General features: G+C 39.9%; 17 protein-coding genes and 9 tRNA genes. 4 read left to right on the top strand and 22 right to left on the bottom strand.

Annotated elements, in window-relative coordinates; genetic code table 11:
* Positions 1-2: 2 nt before the first annotated feature.
* A complete protein-coding gene (locus BK583_RS07840) occupies positions 3-188 on the bottom strand; it encodes a DUF2759 family protein (protein WP_038481328.1) in 186 nt (61 codons plus the stop codon).
* Between the two features lie 125 nt (positions 189-313).
* On the opposite strand from BK583_RS07840, the gene BK583_RS07835 reads away from it, so the two are divergent.
* Positions 314-946 (top strand): MBL fold metallo-hydrolase, encoded by a 633-nt coding sequence (locus tag BK583_RS07835; protein WP_038481330.1) that lies wholly within the window; start codon positions 314-316, stop codon positions 944-946.
* Between the two features lie 50 nt (positions 947-996).
* Here BK583_RS07835 and BK583_RS07830 read toward each other — a convergent pair whose 3' ends face one another.
* The 7 genes from BK583_RS07830 to comGC all read right to left on the bottom strand — a co-directional run bounded on the left by BK583_RS07830 (position 997) and on the right by comGC (position 3,319).
* A complete protein-coding gene (locus BK583_RS07830; protein WP_038485837.1) occupies positions 997-1,239 on the bottom strand; it encodes a DUF2626 domain-containing protein in 243 nt (80 codons plus the stop codon).
* 72 nt (positions 1,240-1,311) lie between these two features.
* Entirely contained in the window at positions 1,312-1,497 is a 186-nt protein-coding gene (locus tag BK583_RS07825) for a YqzE family protein (protein ID WP_038481333.1), read from the bottom strand.
* A 45-nt stretch (positions 1,498-1,542) separates the two neighbouring features.
* Entirely contained in the window at positions 1,543-1,905 is a 363-nt protein-coding gene (locus BK583_RS07820) for a hypothetical protein (protein ID WP_038481336.1), read from the bottom strand.
* On the bottom strand, positions 1,883-2,344 hold the full coding sequence (locus tag BK583_RS07815; protein ID WP_055736345.1) for a hypothetical protein: 462 nt from the start codon (positions 2,342-2,344) through the stop codon (positions 1,883-1,885). Before BK583_RS07815 ends, BK583_RS07820 begins: the two co-directional genes overlap by 23 nt.
* Entirely contained in the window at positions 2,325-2,582 is a 258-nt protein-coding gene (locus BK583_RS07810) for a hypothetical protein (protein WP_055736344.1), read from the bottom strand. The genes BK583_RS07815 and BK583_RS07810 overlap by 20 nt, the downstream gene beginning before the upstream one ends.
* 13 nt (positions 2,583-2,595) lie before the next feature.
* Positions 2,596-3,021, bottom strand: a complete 426-nt coding sequence (gene comGD, locus BK583_RS07805) for a competence type IV pilus minor pilin ComGD (RefSeq protein ID WP_160319288.1) — start codon at positions 3,019-3,021, stop codon at positions 2,596-2,598.
* A complete protein-coding gene (comGC, locus tag BK583_RS07800; protein ID WP_055736342.1) occupies positions 3,008-3,319 on the bottom strand; it encodes a competence type IV pilus major pilin ComGC in 312 nt (103 codons plus the stop codon). Before comGC ends, comGD begins: the two co-directional genes overlap by 14 nt.
* 162 nt (positions 3,320-3,481) lie before the next feature.
* Between comGC and yidD the strand changes: the two genes are divergently transcribed.
* Positions 3,482-3,724 carry a membrane protein insertion efficiency factor YidD gene (yidD, locus tag BK583_RS07795; RefSeq protein ID WP_038481351.1) on the top strand — a complete coding sequence of 81 codons (243 nt, stop codon included), beginning with the start codon at positions 3,482-3,484 and terminating at the stop codon, positions 3,722-3,724.
* Positions 3,725-3,747: 23 nt separating this feature from the next.
* Here the strand turns inward: yidD and BK583_RS07790 are convergent.
* The 12 genes from BK583_RS07790 to hlpB form a co-directional block, all read right to left on the bottom strand.
* Positions 3,748-3,830: transfer RNA gene (locus tag BK583_RS07790), tRNA-Leu, on the bottom strand.
* Positions 3,831-3,837: 7 nt separating this feature from the next.
* Positions 3,838-3,928: transfer RNA gene (locus BK583_RS07785), tRNA-Ser, on the bottom strand.
* A gap of 15 nt (positions 3,929-3,943) precedes the next feature.
* Positions 3,944-4,017: transfer RNA gene (locus BK583_RS07780), tRNA-Ile, on the bottom strand.
* Positions 4,018-4,038: 21 nt separating this feature from the next.
* A tRNA-Gly gene (locus BK583_RS07775) sits at positions 4,039-4,109 on the bottom strand.
* 21 nt (positions 4,110-4,130) lie between these two features.
* Positions 4,131-4,202 (bottom strand) — tRNA-Gly (locus tag BK583_RS07770).
* 7 nt (positions 4,203-4,209) lie between these two features.
* Positions 4,210-4,284, bottom strand: a tRNA-Gln gene (locus tag BK583_RS07765).
* A gap of 4 nt (positions 4,285-4,288) precedes the next feature.
* Positions 4,289-4,365, bottom strand: a tRNA-Met gene (locus BK583_RS07760).
* Positions 4,366-4,416: 51 nt separating this feature from the next.
* A tRNA-Ser gene (locus BK583_RS07755) sits at positions 4,417-4,509 on the bottom strand.
* An 8-nt stretch (positions 4,510-4,517) separates the two neighbouring features.
* A tRNA-Ala gene (locus BK583_RS07750) sits at positions 4,518-4,590 on the bottom strand.
* A 159-nt stretch (positions 4,591-4,749) separates the two neighbouring features.
* Positions 4,750-5,787 (bottom strand): competence type IV pilus assembly protein ComGB, encoded by a 1,038-nt coding sequence (gene comGB / locus BK583_RS07745; RefSeq protein WP_038481354.1) that lies wholly within the window; start codon positions 5,785-5,787, stop codon positions 4,750-4,752.
* Positions 5,788-5,790: 3 nt separating this feature from the next.
* Entirely contained in the window at positions 5,791-6,789 is a 999-nt protein-coding gene (locus tag BK583_RS07740) for an ATPase, T2SS/T4P/T4SS family (protein ID WP_055736341.1), read from the bottom strand.
* Between the two features lie 61 nt (positions 6,790-6,850).
* Positions 6,851-7,195, bottom strand: coding sequence for an HNH nuclease-like protein HlpB (hlpB, locus tag BK583_RS07735; RefSeq protein WP_371836649.1), 345 nt, complete (start codon positions 7,193-7,195; stop codon positions 6,851-6,853).
* A gap of 30 nt (positions 7,196-7,225) precedes the next feature.
* Here hlpB and BK583_RS07730 point away from each other — a divergent pair, with 30 nt between their 5' ends.
* Together BK583_RS07730 and BK583_RS07725 are read left to right on the top strand one after the other, a co-directional pair.
* Entirely contained in the window at positions 7,226-9,514 is a 2,289-nt protein-coding gene (locus BK583_RS07730) for an ATP-dependent helicase (protein ID WP_055736340.1), read from the top strand.
* An 80-nt stretch (positions 9,515-9,594) separates the two neighbouring features.
* Complete coding sequence (locus BK583_RS07725; RefSeq protein WP_055736339.1) at positions 9,595-10,977, top strand: glycosyltransferase; 1,383 nt, start codon at positions 9,595-9,597, stop codon at positions 10,975-10,977.
* Here BK583_RS07725 and BK583_RS07720 read toward each other — a convergent pair.
* Together BK583_RS07720 and BK583_RS07715 are read right to left on the bottom strand one after the other, a co-directional pair.
* On the bottom strand, positions 10,951-12,039 hold the full coding sequence (locus tag BK583_RS07720) for a glycosyltransferase (RefSeq protein ID WP_038481363.1): 1,089 nt from the start codon (positions 12,037-12,039) through the stop codon (positions 10,951-10,953). The genes BK583_RS07725 and BK583_RS07720 overlap by 27 nt on opposite strands.
* Positions 12,040-12,062: 23 nt before the next feature.
* A complete protein-coding gene (locus BK583_RS07715; RefSeq protein ID WP_055736338.1) occupies positions 12,063-13,700 on the bottom strand; it encodes a glycosyltransferase family 2 protein in 1,638 nt (545 codons plus the stop codon).
* Positions 13,701-13,732: the final 32 nt, after the last annotated feature.

Here is a 13,732-nt window from a genome sequence, read left to right as displayed (position 1 = left end):
CCCTATTCTAATGGAACTCCTCCACCACGAACAATATAGGCATAGATTGTTGCGATTGAAAAGAAACCAAAAACAAGTACAGATACTCCACTAAAGCCTACCGCAAAAAAGTTTTTTCGCTTTAAACTAACGATGGCACCTGCAAAAGAAAAAATTGCTACTAATAATGCTAAACCTGCAAAAACCATGTGCTTTTCCTCCAGTATGTATTTGATTTTATTGTACTCGTTTTCATAGCGTTTGTCGAGGGCTCTTCTTTTCCTAATAAGGAGTGCTATGATACACTTTACTTCATAAGTAAAGGAGGTTTCATATGTTTAAACAAATCCCATTAGGTCCCATTCAAACGAATGCTTACGTACTGTATAACGACGATAAAGAAGCCGTCATCTTCGACCCAGGCGGGGATGCTGAAGCACTTATAACTTGGTTGAAACGTGAACAGCTTACGCCACTTGCGATCTTACTCACACATGCACACTTTGACCACATTGGTGCGGTAGATGCGGTTCGAGACACCTTTTCCATACCTGTATACTTACATACGAAAGAACGCCATTGGTTAGAGGACCCTGCCCTAAATGGTTCCTCACGCCTGACAGGACGGCCAATAACAACTGCGAAGCCTGCAGATCATTTACTTACAAACGAGAAGTCATTAACAATAGGCACCTTTACGTTTTCTGTTTTCCACACACCTGGACACTCACCTGGAAGTGTCTCCTATTATTATCAAAAAGAAGCCGTTTTATTTTCAGGTGATGTTTTATTCCAGCAAAGTATCGGTCGTACAGATCTTCGTGGAGGCGACCACACTTTATTATTAGCAAGCATTCATAATAAGATACTACCTTTACCCGAACGAACAATTGTTGCATCTGGGCATGGCCCTCTTACGACAATCGGTCAAGAAATGGATCACAACCCGTTTCTCACAGGGTATTAAAAGAAACCGCTGCTTACTCACGTTAAGCGGCGGTTTACTGTATGTATATATTAGTGCCCAAAGCTCGGTACATTGATAAAAAGAGCGTAGTATGTAAAACCTACAAAAAACACCGTACAATAGCCTGCAAAAATATACACATATACACGTTCAGACAGCTTTAGGTAGCCAAGCGCAATTAAAATAAATGTTTGCGCAAAAAACAGGAGAGACATATTATACATATTGCCAATGTAAAATAAAACTGCAAAAATTCCTGTCCAAAAACCTAGGCCTCGATACATGCGATCCATCATGTCTACCCCTCCTCTTCTTAAACGGCTGTCCTACCCATTATATACGAGAATATGATTTTTTGTAAATGCTTACTTCCGTTTAAGCTGCCTTTTCAAGACTGAAAGTGCAAATGGGGCCATGCCAAATGCCCAATGAGAAAGAGGTTCTCGTTCCTTCTTCTTTTGCTCACGTTTTTCCGTACGCTCCGATTTCGGTTGATCGATTTTTTTTACGGCTTCCTGGGTTGCAAATTTTAATAAATCTTGGAAAGACATATTCTCACCTCCCCTTTAGTCTTCCCAAGATCCTTTAATCGTATGCTAGTCCCCTTCTTTATAATGAAGCATCTCACCTGATGGACTTACTGTAAAGGTAGCGACTCGTTCTTTCCCATTACGAAGCGTTGCTTTGAGCTTATACGTACCTTCACTGTCTTCTAAGCGCTCTCCTAAAACATCTCCAATTGGAAGTCGTATAAAAAAATCATGTTCATGGTTCGTCACCGCTTTTTGAACGCCGATGTGCAGTAAATTTTCAAGGTGCATAAGATTTTTTTGGTTGTGTAAATAAGCTTGTTCACGGTGATAATAGTCCACTTGCCATAAAAGATAAAGTGTTAGCAGAAGCAGAAAAAAGAGGGTTGGCAAAAAGACCATCCCCTCATCTGAATGTTTGATAAGCATGCACCCACTCTTTCGTCGAAACAAACAGCCTTTCAAACTGTTGACCCGTTTCAAGTGTAATGGAACAATGTAGCTGCCCATAAAACTGGTGATCAGATAACGGCGGTGCGCAATGAAAAGTGGCTACATCGTCTAATAAGATCACTAAACCTTTTTTATCTTTAAAGCGCTGTATTCTTGACTCCATCCTTAACTCATACGAAATGACTGCACCATCAATAATGATTTCTAATGCTTGATTCTGCCACCTTATCATGTCCGCTTCTTTAACGTCTTGATTAATATGATTTAAAAAGCGAATCACATCACCATTGCTATAGTGAACATCCGTCTGGATGAGCAGAAAAAGGTTGGTGAATAGCAAAATGATAAAGCTAACGATACTTAAACCAATTAACTGTTCAACGTACGTAAATCCTTCATGGTTGTGCCAACGCATAGACACATAGCCATTCTTGTTTTTTTACATAGCCTTTTGCACAGCTCTCTACAATAGCCTTATCTTCAGTTGGGAGCCAACCTTCTGTATGCGGTAATTGTAAGCGTTTCTCTTCTAGCTCGTATAGGAGCGTTAATTCCTCGACAACAGCTTGCCGCTTCTCCATTATCCATAAACAAGTTGGCAACAGCGTAAGACCCATTATACTTACGAGCAGGAGTGCAGCAATAGCATCCATCAAGATAAATCCTTCATTGTTGCCGATAAACAATATGCCCCTTTCCGATTTGGACTGTAAATCGTACGTGAAAATGTTCCGTACGTACATCCCAAGAGCCTGACTTACGCGGATGTCCATTCGCCAAAAAAGAGACATCCTCTAGCTTGATCGTCACAGGTTCAATTTCTACATTAGTTGGATAGACAACACGACGCTTTTCTTTTTGATCGACAAATAAAATGAGGGTATTGTCTTCAAAACGTACAGTTGCCACTTTCCCTTCTGTCATTGCTACATGTTGTGCATACACTAGATCATGCTTAAATTGTTCAATGGTTTGTTTTTGGATCGTCTTGTCTTGTGATTGGAAATAGAATATAGGAAGGGATAGAAATAGTGAAAGTAAAAGGAGTGTAAAAAGTAATTCGATTAGCGTGAAACCTTCATTCGTTTTCAATAACAACTTGTCTTCCATTTAAAACTAGTTTTTTGCCAGATGCACAGGTAATGTGATCAACATACTTTTCAGTTACTAACACATCTAGAGAAGCAGGAAGGTTTCCATGCTCCACTTCATAAGCACCAACTTGAGTTTGGACGAGCTTCTTCGTGGCATCACAGCTTTTTCCACCAGCCATATCTGTGTTCTTACTCATATTCGGAAGTGCGATAAGTAGCAATACAGAAATAATCATTAAGACAACAAGCATTTCAATTAATGTAAATCCTTCGTCTTTCTTCATTGTTTTTTTCATAGATCACCTCATCATTCGTGTACGTATGAATCCTTTTCCTCCTTTCTTTTAAACTTATGAACTTAATTAGACAAAAACTTCCATACTCCTGCTAAATTTTCAACTTTTTTTATTCAGGAATTTGATATACTAAAAGGGAGCTTGTACGAGAGGATTTTCTATGTGAAATTTATTTTATTACGTTTAATTCGATTTTATCGCAACTATATCTCTGTTGCACTGCCACCTAGATGTCGATTTTATCCTACCTGTTCTCAATATGGGTTAACTGCTATTGAACAACATGGTGCAATCAAAGGAAGCTACTTAACCATTAAACGGTTATTAAAATGCCATCCTTTTCATCCAGGTGGATTTGATGAAGTACCGGTTCCTAAAATCAAGAAAAAAGACAACGACAGCTAGCTGTCGTTGTCTTTTTTCTTATATGCGGGTGAAGGGACTTGAACCCCCACGTCATAAAGACACTAGATCCTAAGTCTAGCGCGTCTGCCAATTCCGCCACACCCGCGCATTAATGGCGGAGAAGGAGGGATTTGAACCCTCGCGCCGCTTACACGACCTACACCCTTAGCAGGGGCGCCCCTTCAGCCACTTGGGTACTTCTCCGTAATCTATAAGGGATGGGCCTGAGTGGACTCGAACCACCGACCTCACGCTTATCAGGCGTGCGCTCTAACCAGCTGAGCTACAGGCCCCTTTTGTTTACAAAATAAAAAAGCGGGTGATGAGAATCGAACTCACATCATCAGCTTGGAAGGCTGAGGTTTTACCACTAAACTACACCCGCATGGTAATATTATTATAAAAGAGCGGAAGACGAGATTCGAACTCGCGACCCCCACCTTGGCAAGGTGGTGTTCTACCACTGAACTACTTCCGCATATAAATGGCTGGGCTACCTGGGATCGAACCAGGGAATGACGGAATCAAAATCCGTTGCCTTACCGCTTGGCTATAGCCCAAAGTTGGTTGCGGGGGGCGGATTTGAACCACCGACCTTCGGGTTATGAGCCCGACGAGCTACCAGACTGCTCCACCCCGCGTCGTTATCATGCATTTGGACAATGCTTATTCAGAAAGGAATAAACTAAATATGGCGGAGGAAGAGGGATTCGAACCCCCGCGGGCTTTAACACCCCTGTCGGTTTTCAAGACCGATCCCTTCAGCCGGACTTGGGTATTCCTCCGTATAAAGTGGAGCCTAGCGGGATCGAACCGCTGACCTCCTGCGTGCAAAGCAGGCGCTCTCCCAGCTGAGCTAAGGCCCCATAAAGTTAATCTTATGTAAGTCGTACGCAATTACCTTAGCGACATTTAATAATATAGCATATTAAAATGATGAGCACAAGACTTTATTAAAAATTTTTTTTTGGAAACTCTTTCGTCTCTTTATTTTACCTATTAAAGAAACCTCATGCAAGTTTCGCCTACATGAGATTAAACATTTCATACATTGGCAGCATGATAATTAAAAATAAAAAGAATATAAAACTACCGATAAAAAGAAATAAAAGCGGCTGTATAGCCTGCAATCCTCTTTCTATTTTTTGGTCAAGTTCTTCAAGTATCCAATTACTAAAAAATTGCAAATCAGACGCTAATGTACCTGTTCGACTTCCATTCTCAACGATAATGCGTAGTTCGTGCAAATAATATGGCTGTGTTTCTAAATAAGCGGAAAGGCTATAGCCTTCCTTTAAATAATGATTCATTTGATTCGCTTCATCTTTGAAAAAAGGCATGTATGATTGTTTCTCAAAAATAAAAATGGCTTCATGAATTGACATCCCAGTTTGTAACAGTTTTCCTAGTTGCAATGAGAAGTAAAATGTAATGATTTGTTTGAGCATTGCGTTAGTTGGCTTCCATTTTAATAACAAACGTACTTTTTCATGTGGCGTTTTATTTTGCAGATGTCTTCTAACAACAGCGTACACCATCATGGTAAAAATAAGGAGGCCAGCTAAAAAAATTGGAAGGTTTGATAAGAAAGCAAAGAAATAATTAATAAATGGGGGAATTGTTTGATTCATCGTTAAAAACAGTGACTGAAAATGAGGGACAATATAGAGATTTAATAAAACGAGGGCGACGATAGCTCCAAATAGTAAAATGAGGGGATAACGTATTAATTTCTGAAGTTGTAGACTCGTTTTTAACCGTTTTTGATAAAGCTTACTTGCTTCTATTAACCCTTCTGCAACCTTCCCCTGCTCTTCATAAAAGAAAATATACGATTGAACATCAATAGGAAGCTCCATATCGTTTAAGCTTGAAGAAAGAGGTTCTCCATTTGTTAACTTCTGCTCTATGAGTTGAATGATGCGTTGTGTTTCTGTTGTTGACTGAACAGATAAAAAAGTTAGAGCCTGTTCGGTACTATATCCACATTGCAATAGTTCTCCTAATTTCTTAATAAAGGAGATTTTCATTAATTTTGTCATACGTTTACGTTTTTTTATCATCAGCTACCTCATCCGACTTAAACGAACGCATGTCTCATCATCAATCATACCTATCGCCCAAGCTTTTTTTGTGACGGTTAAAAACGGAGCTTGAAGCTGCACTCCATCCATGGCATCCTTTAACTCCTTTCCTATTAGCCAGTCAAACATAGCGATTCGATTGCCTCCCTCCTTTTGTGTAACAAGCTTTTGATAAAGAATCGCTTGGATACAAGAAAGACTACTCTCAATCCCTAAATCCTTTAATCTTTCCAACGTTGAAAATGAATTTGTCACATGAAGGCTAGCAATCACAACATGACCAGTATTGGCTGCTTGGACAGCTATAGCGGCAGTTATTGGATCTCGAACCTCACCAATAACAATAATATCTGGATCATGCCTTAAAATAGCCCGTAACGCATGTTCAAAAGATAGGCCACCTTTTGTCTGAATTTCTACTTGGGTCATGCCTTCGATCCGATGTTCAATAGGATCTTCTACAGAAATAATTCGATAGCGTTGTTTTTCAATAAGTTGCTTGATGATGGAATAGATGGTTGTGGTTTTCCCTGAACCTGTTGAACCGGTTATTAGAACTAAGCCAGGTGTCGCATGTAATAGCTGTTTAAAATAATGTTTGTCTTTTTTGAAAGGAGAAAGCGTTTGTAATGGTTGGAGGCTCGCGCTGTTCAAAATCCGAATGGCGATACTTTCAAGAGGGGCTGTAGGAAGAGTTGAAATTCTCATTGCAATAGACGTTTTGTTCCATTTGTATTCAAATGCCTTACTCTGTGAGTGCCGTCGTTCACTAATGTCCATTCCAACAACGTATTTAAGATGATTCGAAAGTTTTTGAGATTCTTCAATATGAATACGTTGAACAAATGTCAATTTGCCTGTTAATCGATAATAGACGTAATAGCCGTCGTTGCTAGGACTAAGGTGAACATCCGACGCTCCTGCTTTTAGTGCCTGTATAAGTAGCGCATCACTAATAAACATATTTGTCTGTATATCCATTCTAAACTCCTTTCTGCTGTAGTGCTTTATTTATTCAACAGTTCTTTCTTCAATCCCTGCTTCACCTTCTTTTTTTTCGATGTCTTGCTGTTTTTGTTTTTGGGATGGTTTCTGCTGGTTGTTTTCGAATCCACTTTAGGAACTTTCTTAGTTTCTCATCTTGTTTTAAATGAAGAATCGTTGTTAAGCGTGAAGCGAGTTCTTTATTTGTATAAAGCGCATGGATTTGTTTATGACAAGGAATACAAAGATTCGCTGTTTCTGCAAACGTCCCTCCTTCATCCTTTGGTAGTAAATGGTGAATGGTTGTAGCGACATTTTCTCGCTCACACAGTTCACAGTAGCCGCGTTTCTTAATCACCCTTATCTCCTCCTTTATCTTTATATTGAAGTCTACCCTTTTCATTGGTACCATAAAAGCTTGAAAGGAGCTCTCATGCATACGGCACGATATCTGAATCAAACCATTACTATAAACACACTTGAACGATCTGAGTGGAATAAACTGTACTTAGCTAGTAAGCAAGGTAAACTGACTTGCATTCGCTGTGAAGTTCCTTTACGCATGGCATTATCCATTCACGAAAAACCGAGCTTTATTCACCCTGATCCAATAGATGAAGCTTGTTATACAGAGACTAATTCAACGATGTCTGTTCAGAAAGTCCAATCACAACCAAGAGAGTTTTCAGGCTTTCGTTTACCAACAAATAGTCAGATTGAAAAGGAACCAACAAAAGAAACTAAGTGGAAAGAGCCAGAACCTTTAGTGGTCCGTCATCGCTTTCAGGAGCCGAAACCATTGAATAGTCAGTTCGATCCTTACCGCCGCTCTCTTGAAGGTGCATCGCTCTCGTTTAATGAAGAGCAGTGGCGTAGCATAAAAAAAACAGACGGTCCTTTGCTTATTCTTGCAGGAGCAGGTAGCGGAAAAACACGTGTCATAACAGCAAGAGCTGCGTATATGATAACAGAGCTTGGCATTCCGCTTAACCGCATAGCTCTTGTTACCTTTACATCGAAAGCAGCACAAGAAATGAAAGAACGAATGCTGCTTTATCCTGGTATTACGAAGGAAATGGGTGAACGACTACTTATTCGGACGTTTCATAGCTTGTTTTTACAAATGCTTAAACACCATCAAAGCGAGCAATGGCACCACTCACGATTAATTCAATCTCCTCATTATCTTGTGAAACAAATAGGCATGACACTTGGACTTGATGAAAATGAATTTGCATACGATTCAGCAGTGACACAAATTAGTTTTTGGAAGAATCATATGATCGCTCCTGAACAGGTAAAAACGAAAACCGCTTTTGAGGAAAAAGTCAAAACGCTTTACCAAGAATACGAACAACAAAAGCAGGTTCAGCACTATTATGATTTTGACGACATTTTATTAGGTTGTTTAGCCCTTTTACAAGAGAACCCAGCGTTACTAGAAAAATACCAAGAACGATTTTCTTACCTATCTGTTGACGAATTTCAAGATATTAATTTACTTCAATTTGAAATCGTACGTTTGCTTTCTCAAAAGAACGATAACCTTTGTGTCGTTGGTGATGACGACCAATCCATCTATGCCTTTCGTGGAAGTGATCCATCCTTTATCCAGTCGTTTCAATCGTATTATCCATCAGCAATGATTGTGACGCTAGAAGATAATTACCGTTCAACTCATGAAATTATTGGGACCGCCAATACCGTTATACAAAAAAACCAACAACGATTATCCAAAACCTTACGAGCTCAAGTTACAAAGGTGGACAACACACCAACAATCTTTTATCCCTATAATGAGGAAGAAGAAGCATCCATCATTGTTGAAGAGATTACCTCTACTTTGGCAACTGGTCAATCTATTGAGCAAATTGCCGTTCTTTTTCGCACTAGCGCTGGTGCTCGTGCGCTAACAGAGCGTCTCATTGAAGCTGATATTCCCTTTCAGTTAGATCAAACAGCAGGGACGTTTTATGATAAGCCCATTGTTCAGAAAGCACTTGCTTTTTTAAGACTTGCTCTTTATGAGGATCATGATGAAGCGGCTCCTTATGCTTTACAAGCTTTATTCTTAAAACAAGACGAGCACCTTGAATTAATCGCTATTAAACAAAAACGAGCTTGTACATTATTAGAAGCATTCCCTTTTTTAACAGGTACCCAACCGTTCCAAAGAAAAAAATTGCAACAGCTACCAAGGTTATGTAAAAACTTAACGACTCTCTCTCCTATTCAAGCGCTTGAAAGTATTGAGCAAGACATTGGTTTCAAAGATACACTAAAGAAACAAGCCCAAGAAGGAAATCAGCTCGACAAAGGAAGCGATTCATTCCGACAATTAAAAGCATTGGCAAGGCAACACGACACTGTAGCTTCCTTTCTCCATTATATTGACTGTATGACGGTTAAGATAAAAGATCACAAATACCGCCCCCGCTCTCCCGGTGTCCAATTATTAACAATTCATCGCGCAAAAGGGCTAGAGTTTGAACATGTCTTTATAATCGGCTGTGTGGATCGTTCTCTTCCTCACGATTACGCCTTAGATGCTTTGAAAGAAGGAGATGAAGCACCTTTACAAGAAGAACGCCGCTTGATGTATGTAGCAATGACACGAGCAAAATCACGTCTCTATCTTTCTTCTCCTCTTTATTATTTCGAGAATAGAAGCTTTACGTCTCGTTTTCTGCTTCCTGTATTAAAAAACCGCTCACAATCGTGAGCGGTTTTTTCCTTTGGACTAGTACAACCTTCCCTCCTCATAAATTGATAAAGGAGAAAAAATGAAGGGTAGGGAATAAGATGAAGCGACTAACTAGCATTATTATATTAACGTACAATCAGTGGTCTTTAACGAAGCTGTGCTTAGATAGTTTGTTTGAGCACACTGATCAGTCTATGATTGAAATAATCGTAATTGATAATGGATCCACTGACGAAACGAAAAGCCATTTAGAAAAAGAAGAACGAATTACATTTATTGCAAATGACCATAATAAAGGATTTGCAGGAGCATGCAACCAAGGTGCCGCCCTAGCAAAAGGAAACGAGCTACTCTTTCTAAACAATGATACTATTGTTACCTCACAATGGCTCACTCGAATGCAACAAACACTTGACTCGGACCGCCATATTGATTTAGTTGGACCGGTTAGCAACTACGTGAGTGGAGAACAGCTAATTCAAGATCCATATCATTCTCTTGAAGACATTGATGCGTACGCTAAAAAAAGACACGACCTATACGATAATCAAAAGAAATACGTCATGCGGCTAGTTGGCTTTTGTCTACTTGTCCGCAAAGCAGTATTTGATCAAATTGGTGGATTTGATGAACAGTTTGCCATTGGCTCCTTCGAAGATGATGATTTTTGTTTACGCGCTATTCAATCTGGATCTCGTTTAGCGATTGCCCTTGATGCCCATGTGCATCACCACGGTCATGCTACGTTTACTGGTAGCCCAGAAATTAATTTTAATCAAACTTACGCAGAAAATTACGCACGCTATGTAAAAAAATGGGGCACCGACCTCTCTTATTTTATGCATGGCAGACCAGAACTTGTTCAAGTTGTTCCTCAAGACGCAAAGCGTATTTTAGATATTGGATGCGGTGCAGGCGCAACAGGGCTGCAGTTACTAAATCGTCAGCAATGTCAACTCGTTGGCGTAGAAGGAAATGAAAAGATGGCACAGATTGCTCGTAGTTACTATGAGTCAGTCTATACCATCAACATTGATGAAACAATCCCGCCACTGAAAGCAGAATCCTTTGACGTACTTCTATTTGCCGACGTTTTAGAACATTTAAAGGACCCTTGGAAAACGGTTCAAGCATACAGCAAGTTTCTAAAGAAAGACGGAGCTATTATTGCGAGTATCCCAAATATTGCACATGCTGAAGCATTAGTCCCACTTTTAACAGGTCGATTTGATTATCGTGATGCTGGTATATTAGATCGCACTCATTTACGCTTCTTCACACCACAAACATTATACACACTGTTTCCGACTGACCAATTCTCGATCCGTCAACAATTTTCCACACACATTCCTGTCGATGCTAAAATAAGTACATTTTTTCACGAGGTTAGTTTACTAGGTAAAAAATTTGATTTAGAGTTAAATGGTTTGTCAGACTTAATCAAAACCTATCAATCAGTCGTTTTGTTTAAGAAGCTGTAGTTGTTCTTTAAAATAAGAACGGTTGTATTCGATTCGACTGTCATTTGGAAGAAACGTTGCTGCCTGTTCATTGTGCTCATTTGCTTTTTCTGTAAACCCAAGCTTGTCGTAACATACCGCTAATTGAAGGTTTGGTATCCAAGTTTCACATGCGACATTTTGGAAGTAAGCATTCTCTTCTTTATTGCGTATCGCCATTTCATACCAAAATACAGCCTCTGAAAATGCTTGCTTCTCCATAAAGGAGTGACCAATACGACAGCACGTTTCTGGTTTTGGTTTACCATATTCTAATGCTCGAAATGTCCAATCCTTTGCTACTTTCGGCAAGCCTAGGTTGATATAGCAATCAGCTAATTTGTTACAGGAACGAATGAGGTCTTCTGACCACCCTTTATCCGTTTTAATGAACTTCAAATAATACTCAACAGCATCTTCAAACCGACGATGATCTGTTAACTCATTCGCGTAATACAGCAAGTCTCTTGGCGTAAACGCTTGCCCTGATGCTTTCATTCCTTCATATATATCGAGGTTGCGCGTTAAATCATGACCATCATCAGCAGATAAATGGGTGACAGCAATATCACTATGATGCAATTCTCCGAACACTTCTAAATATTCATGAACAGCACCATGCCAAACGAAGCCCCGTTCTCTCTTTACAATTCGAAATCGTCTTATGCTTGATGTAACGCCACCATTCCCATCAAAAGCTAAATGATAATCCATTGATACAGCGTCAACCTTTTCTTCCAGTGTAGACTTTAACTCCTTAAGCTTGTGACGATCCTCTTCTTTTAAAATGTCATCAGCATCTAGCCACATAATGTATGGTTTCGTGGCATAAGAGAACGCTTTGTTTCGAGCTTTAGCAAAGTGGTTTACCCAAGTAAAGTCATACACTTTATCTGTAAACGACGCAGCAATCTCTTTCGTACGATCAGTAGAACCTGTATCAAGAATAATCACTTCATCTACAACCTCTTTCACACTCGTTAAACAGCGCTCTAACACAGCCTCTTCATTCTTTACAATTAAACATAAACTGATTTCAATCATCCCAAACACCTCCACAGCCCATTTTATGTGTCAGCATGTTGTGATGTGCCTGTATACACATAAGCTAAAGATGGCTCCCATCGGTCTATCTTAAGGCCACTTTTTTCAACAGTTAAATTTGGGAGGAGCTCGCGCCTTCTCCCCTCATCACTAAAGCCTCCTCGAACGGTAGTTTTTGAAAATAAGTAACGAAAGCCAAGAAGCAAATCATGCATTAGTTCATCCTCAAATTTATCAAGAAATGGCTGTACATTTACCGCTGGTCCAGCAACCATTGGTATGTTTTCAAGTAAAAGATCCATTTGCATCGTTTCAGGTGTACCAATTTGTTTTGCCTTATTTTTCGGCAAAAGAAACGGCGGCAGTAGTAAGCTCGCTAGCTCTACACTTGCTGTTTGATTTAACATGGTCACTAACCGCTGTCCAGAAAAAAATACCGGCATATCTTCGAGTGACGTAAACAACTTCTCTTGGTCATTGTAAATAAGCGCACTTGGGTGAGCAATTGCTTGTTCAACAAACTGAGCAACATGGTAAATGGTTAAAGGGATAAAACCGTGGTGAAAGAGACAATAATCCCCTCGCGAAAGTCGCTGACCTAGTTCAAATGCTGGTCCCATTTTTTTTATTTGTCGGAGTCGGAGATAAGGTTGTTTCATTTGCTCTAACTGCCAGCATAGTACCGAGCATTCTCCTGCAACGACTGGAATAACTTCTACCGTTTCGTTGCGCTGTAATTGAGCAATCGTCGTAACAAGTGAAGCGTCGTAATGGTCATCAATATAGACGACAAAAGAGACGGGCTTTTTCGGTTGGTCTTCCCACCACGCCTCTCTACATTGTTCAAGCTCTTGCTCATCCCACACTACTTGTGTGTCTACAAGATCAAGATCACCGTGATGAACAATGTAATGAAGGGCTTCTAACGTATCCCCTTGCATGCGTTGCATCGCAGTAGAAAGCTGACTGTTTCCTTGTGCTACATGATTCTTTCGAGGTTTATTCATTTTCAAAACATCAATGGTACAAGGGACCGTTATGTTCTTTGTTTTTTGTAACGCCATACTGTTGGCAAGCATTGGATTCACAAGTGCGGAAACGCCTATCTCTTGAAGTACATGATGGCTCATTGCATGTGGGATGGTTAATAGATTTTCTGCTCGAAGGTCTTCTCTTCCTTGAATATGATTTAAAAAGTAACGTCCTGCTGAGATCGTATCTGCTTTATCGAAATGGGTAATCCAATCTATGGAATTGAGACTCACATCTTCCCCATTTTCAATTGCCACGATAAAGGGGACATATTGCTCCGCCTTTATAACAATATCTGCATCTGTAAACAAATAAATATCTGCATTTGCTGCTTCTGCCCCAATTGCTCGACCTACATCATTCCCTAATGGATAATGAAATTGGATGACGGTAGCCCCTTTTTCACTGGCAACAGAAGCCGTCTGATCCTTTGAGCCATTAACAATGACAATCAGTTCATCAGGGTTGAGCCGATTAATTTCCTCAAGCACTGCACCTAACGTATCTTCTTCATTCATAGCCGGTACAATAACGGCTAATCGATACTCATGATTCCGCTGCACTGGCAGTTTTTGTTGGGAAGACTTTTTCTTAATACGGTTTTGATTTTTGCGTTGAAAATATTGCATTTCCCTTCTCCCTTTCTCTTTTTTGCATCATG

Source organism: Shouchella oshimensis (assembly GCF_002019765.1).
Taxonomy (GTDB): Bacteria; Bacillota; Bacilli; order Bacillales; family Bacillaceae_D; genus Shouchella; species Shouchella oshimensis.
This window is presented reverse-complemented; position numbering and strand designations above follow the sequence as displayed.

Bases quoted from the DNA above. Each gene is read 5' to 3' on its own strand.
- BK583_RS07840 (WP_038481328.1), bottom strand. From the start codon at position 188: ATGGTTTTTGCAGGTTTAGCATTATTAGTAGCAATTTTTTCTTTTGCA.
- BK583_RS07835 (WP_038481330.1), top strand. From the start codon at position 314: ATGTTTAAACAAATCCCATTAGGTCCCATTCAAACGAATGCTTACGTA.
- BK583_RS07830 (WP_038485837.1), bottom strand. From the start codon at position 1,239: ATGGATCGCATGTATCGAGGCCTAGGTTTTTGGACAGGAATTTTTGCA.
- BK583_RS07825 (WP_038481333.1), bottom strand. From the start codon at position 1,497: ATGTCTTTCCAAGATTTATTAAAATTTGCAACCCAGGAAGCCGTAAAA.
- BK583_RS07820 (WP_038481336.1), bottom strand. From the start codon at position 1,905: ATGCTTATCAAACATTCAGATGAGGGGATGGTCTTTTTGCCAACCCTC.
- BK583_RS07815 (WP_055736345.1), bottom strand. From the start codon at position 2,344: ATGCGTTGGCACAACCATGAAGGATTTACGTACGTTGAACAGTTAATT.
- BK583_RS07810 (WP_055736344.1), bottom strand. From the start codon at position 2,582: ATGGATGCTATTGCTGCACTCCTGCTCGTAAGTATAATGGGTCTTACG.
- comGC (WP_055736342.1), bottom strand. From the start codon at position 3,319: ATGAAAAAAACAATGAAGAAAGACGAAGGATTTACATTAATTGAAATG.
- comGB (WP_038481354.1), bottom strand. From the start codon at position 5,787: ATGATAAAAAAACGTAAACGTATGACAAAATTAATGAAAATCTCCTTT.
- BK583_RS07740 (WP_055736341.1), bottom strand. From the start codon at position 6,789: ATGGATATACAGACAAATATGTTTATTAGTGATGCGCTACTTATACAG.
- hlpB (WP_371836649.1), bottom strand. From the start codon at position 7,195: ATGAAAAGGGTAGACTTCAATATAAAGATAAAGGAGGAGATAAGGGTG.
- BK583_RS07730 (WP_055736340.1), top strand. From the start codon at position 7,226: ATGCATACGGCACGATATCTGAATCAAACCATTACTATAAACACACTT.
- BK583_RS07725 (WP_055736339.1), top strand. From the start codon at position 9,595: ATGAAGCGACTAACTAGCATTATTATATTAACGTACAATCAGTGGTCT.
- BK583_RS07720 (WP_038481363.1), bottom strand. From the start codon at position 12,039: ATGATTGAAATCAGTTTATGTTTAATTGTAAAGAATGAAGAGGCTGTG.
- BK583_RS07715 (WP_055736338.1), bottom strand. From the start codon at position 13,700: ATGCAATATTTTCAACGCAAAAATCAAAACCGTATTAAGAAAAAGTCT.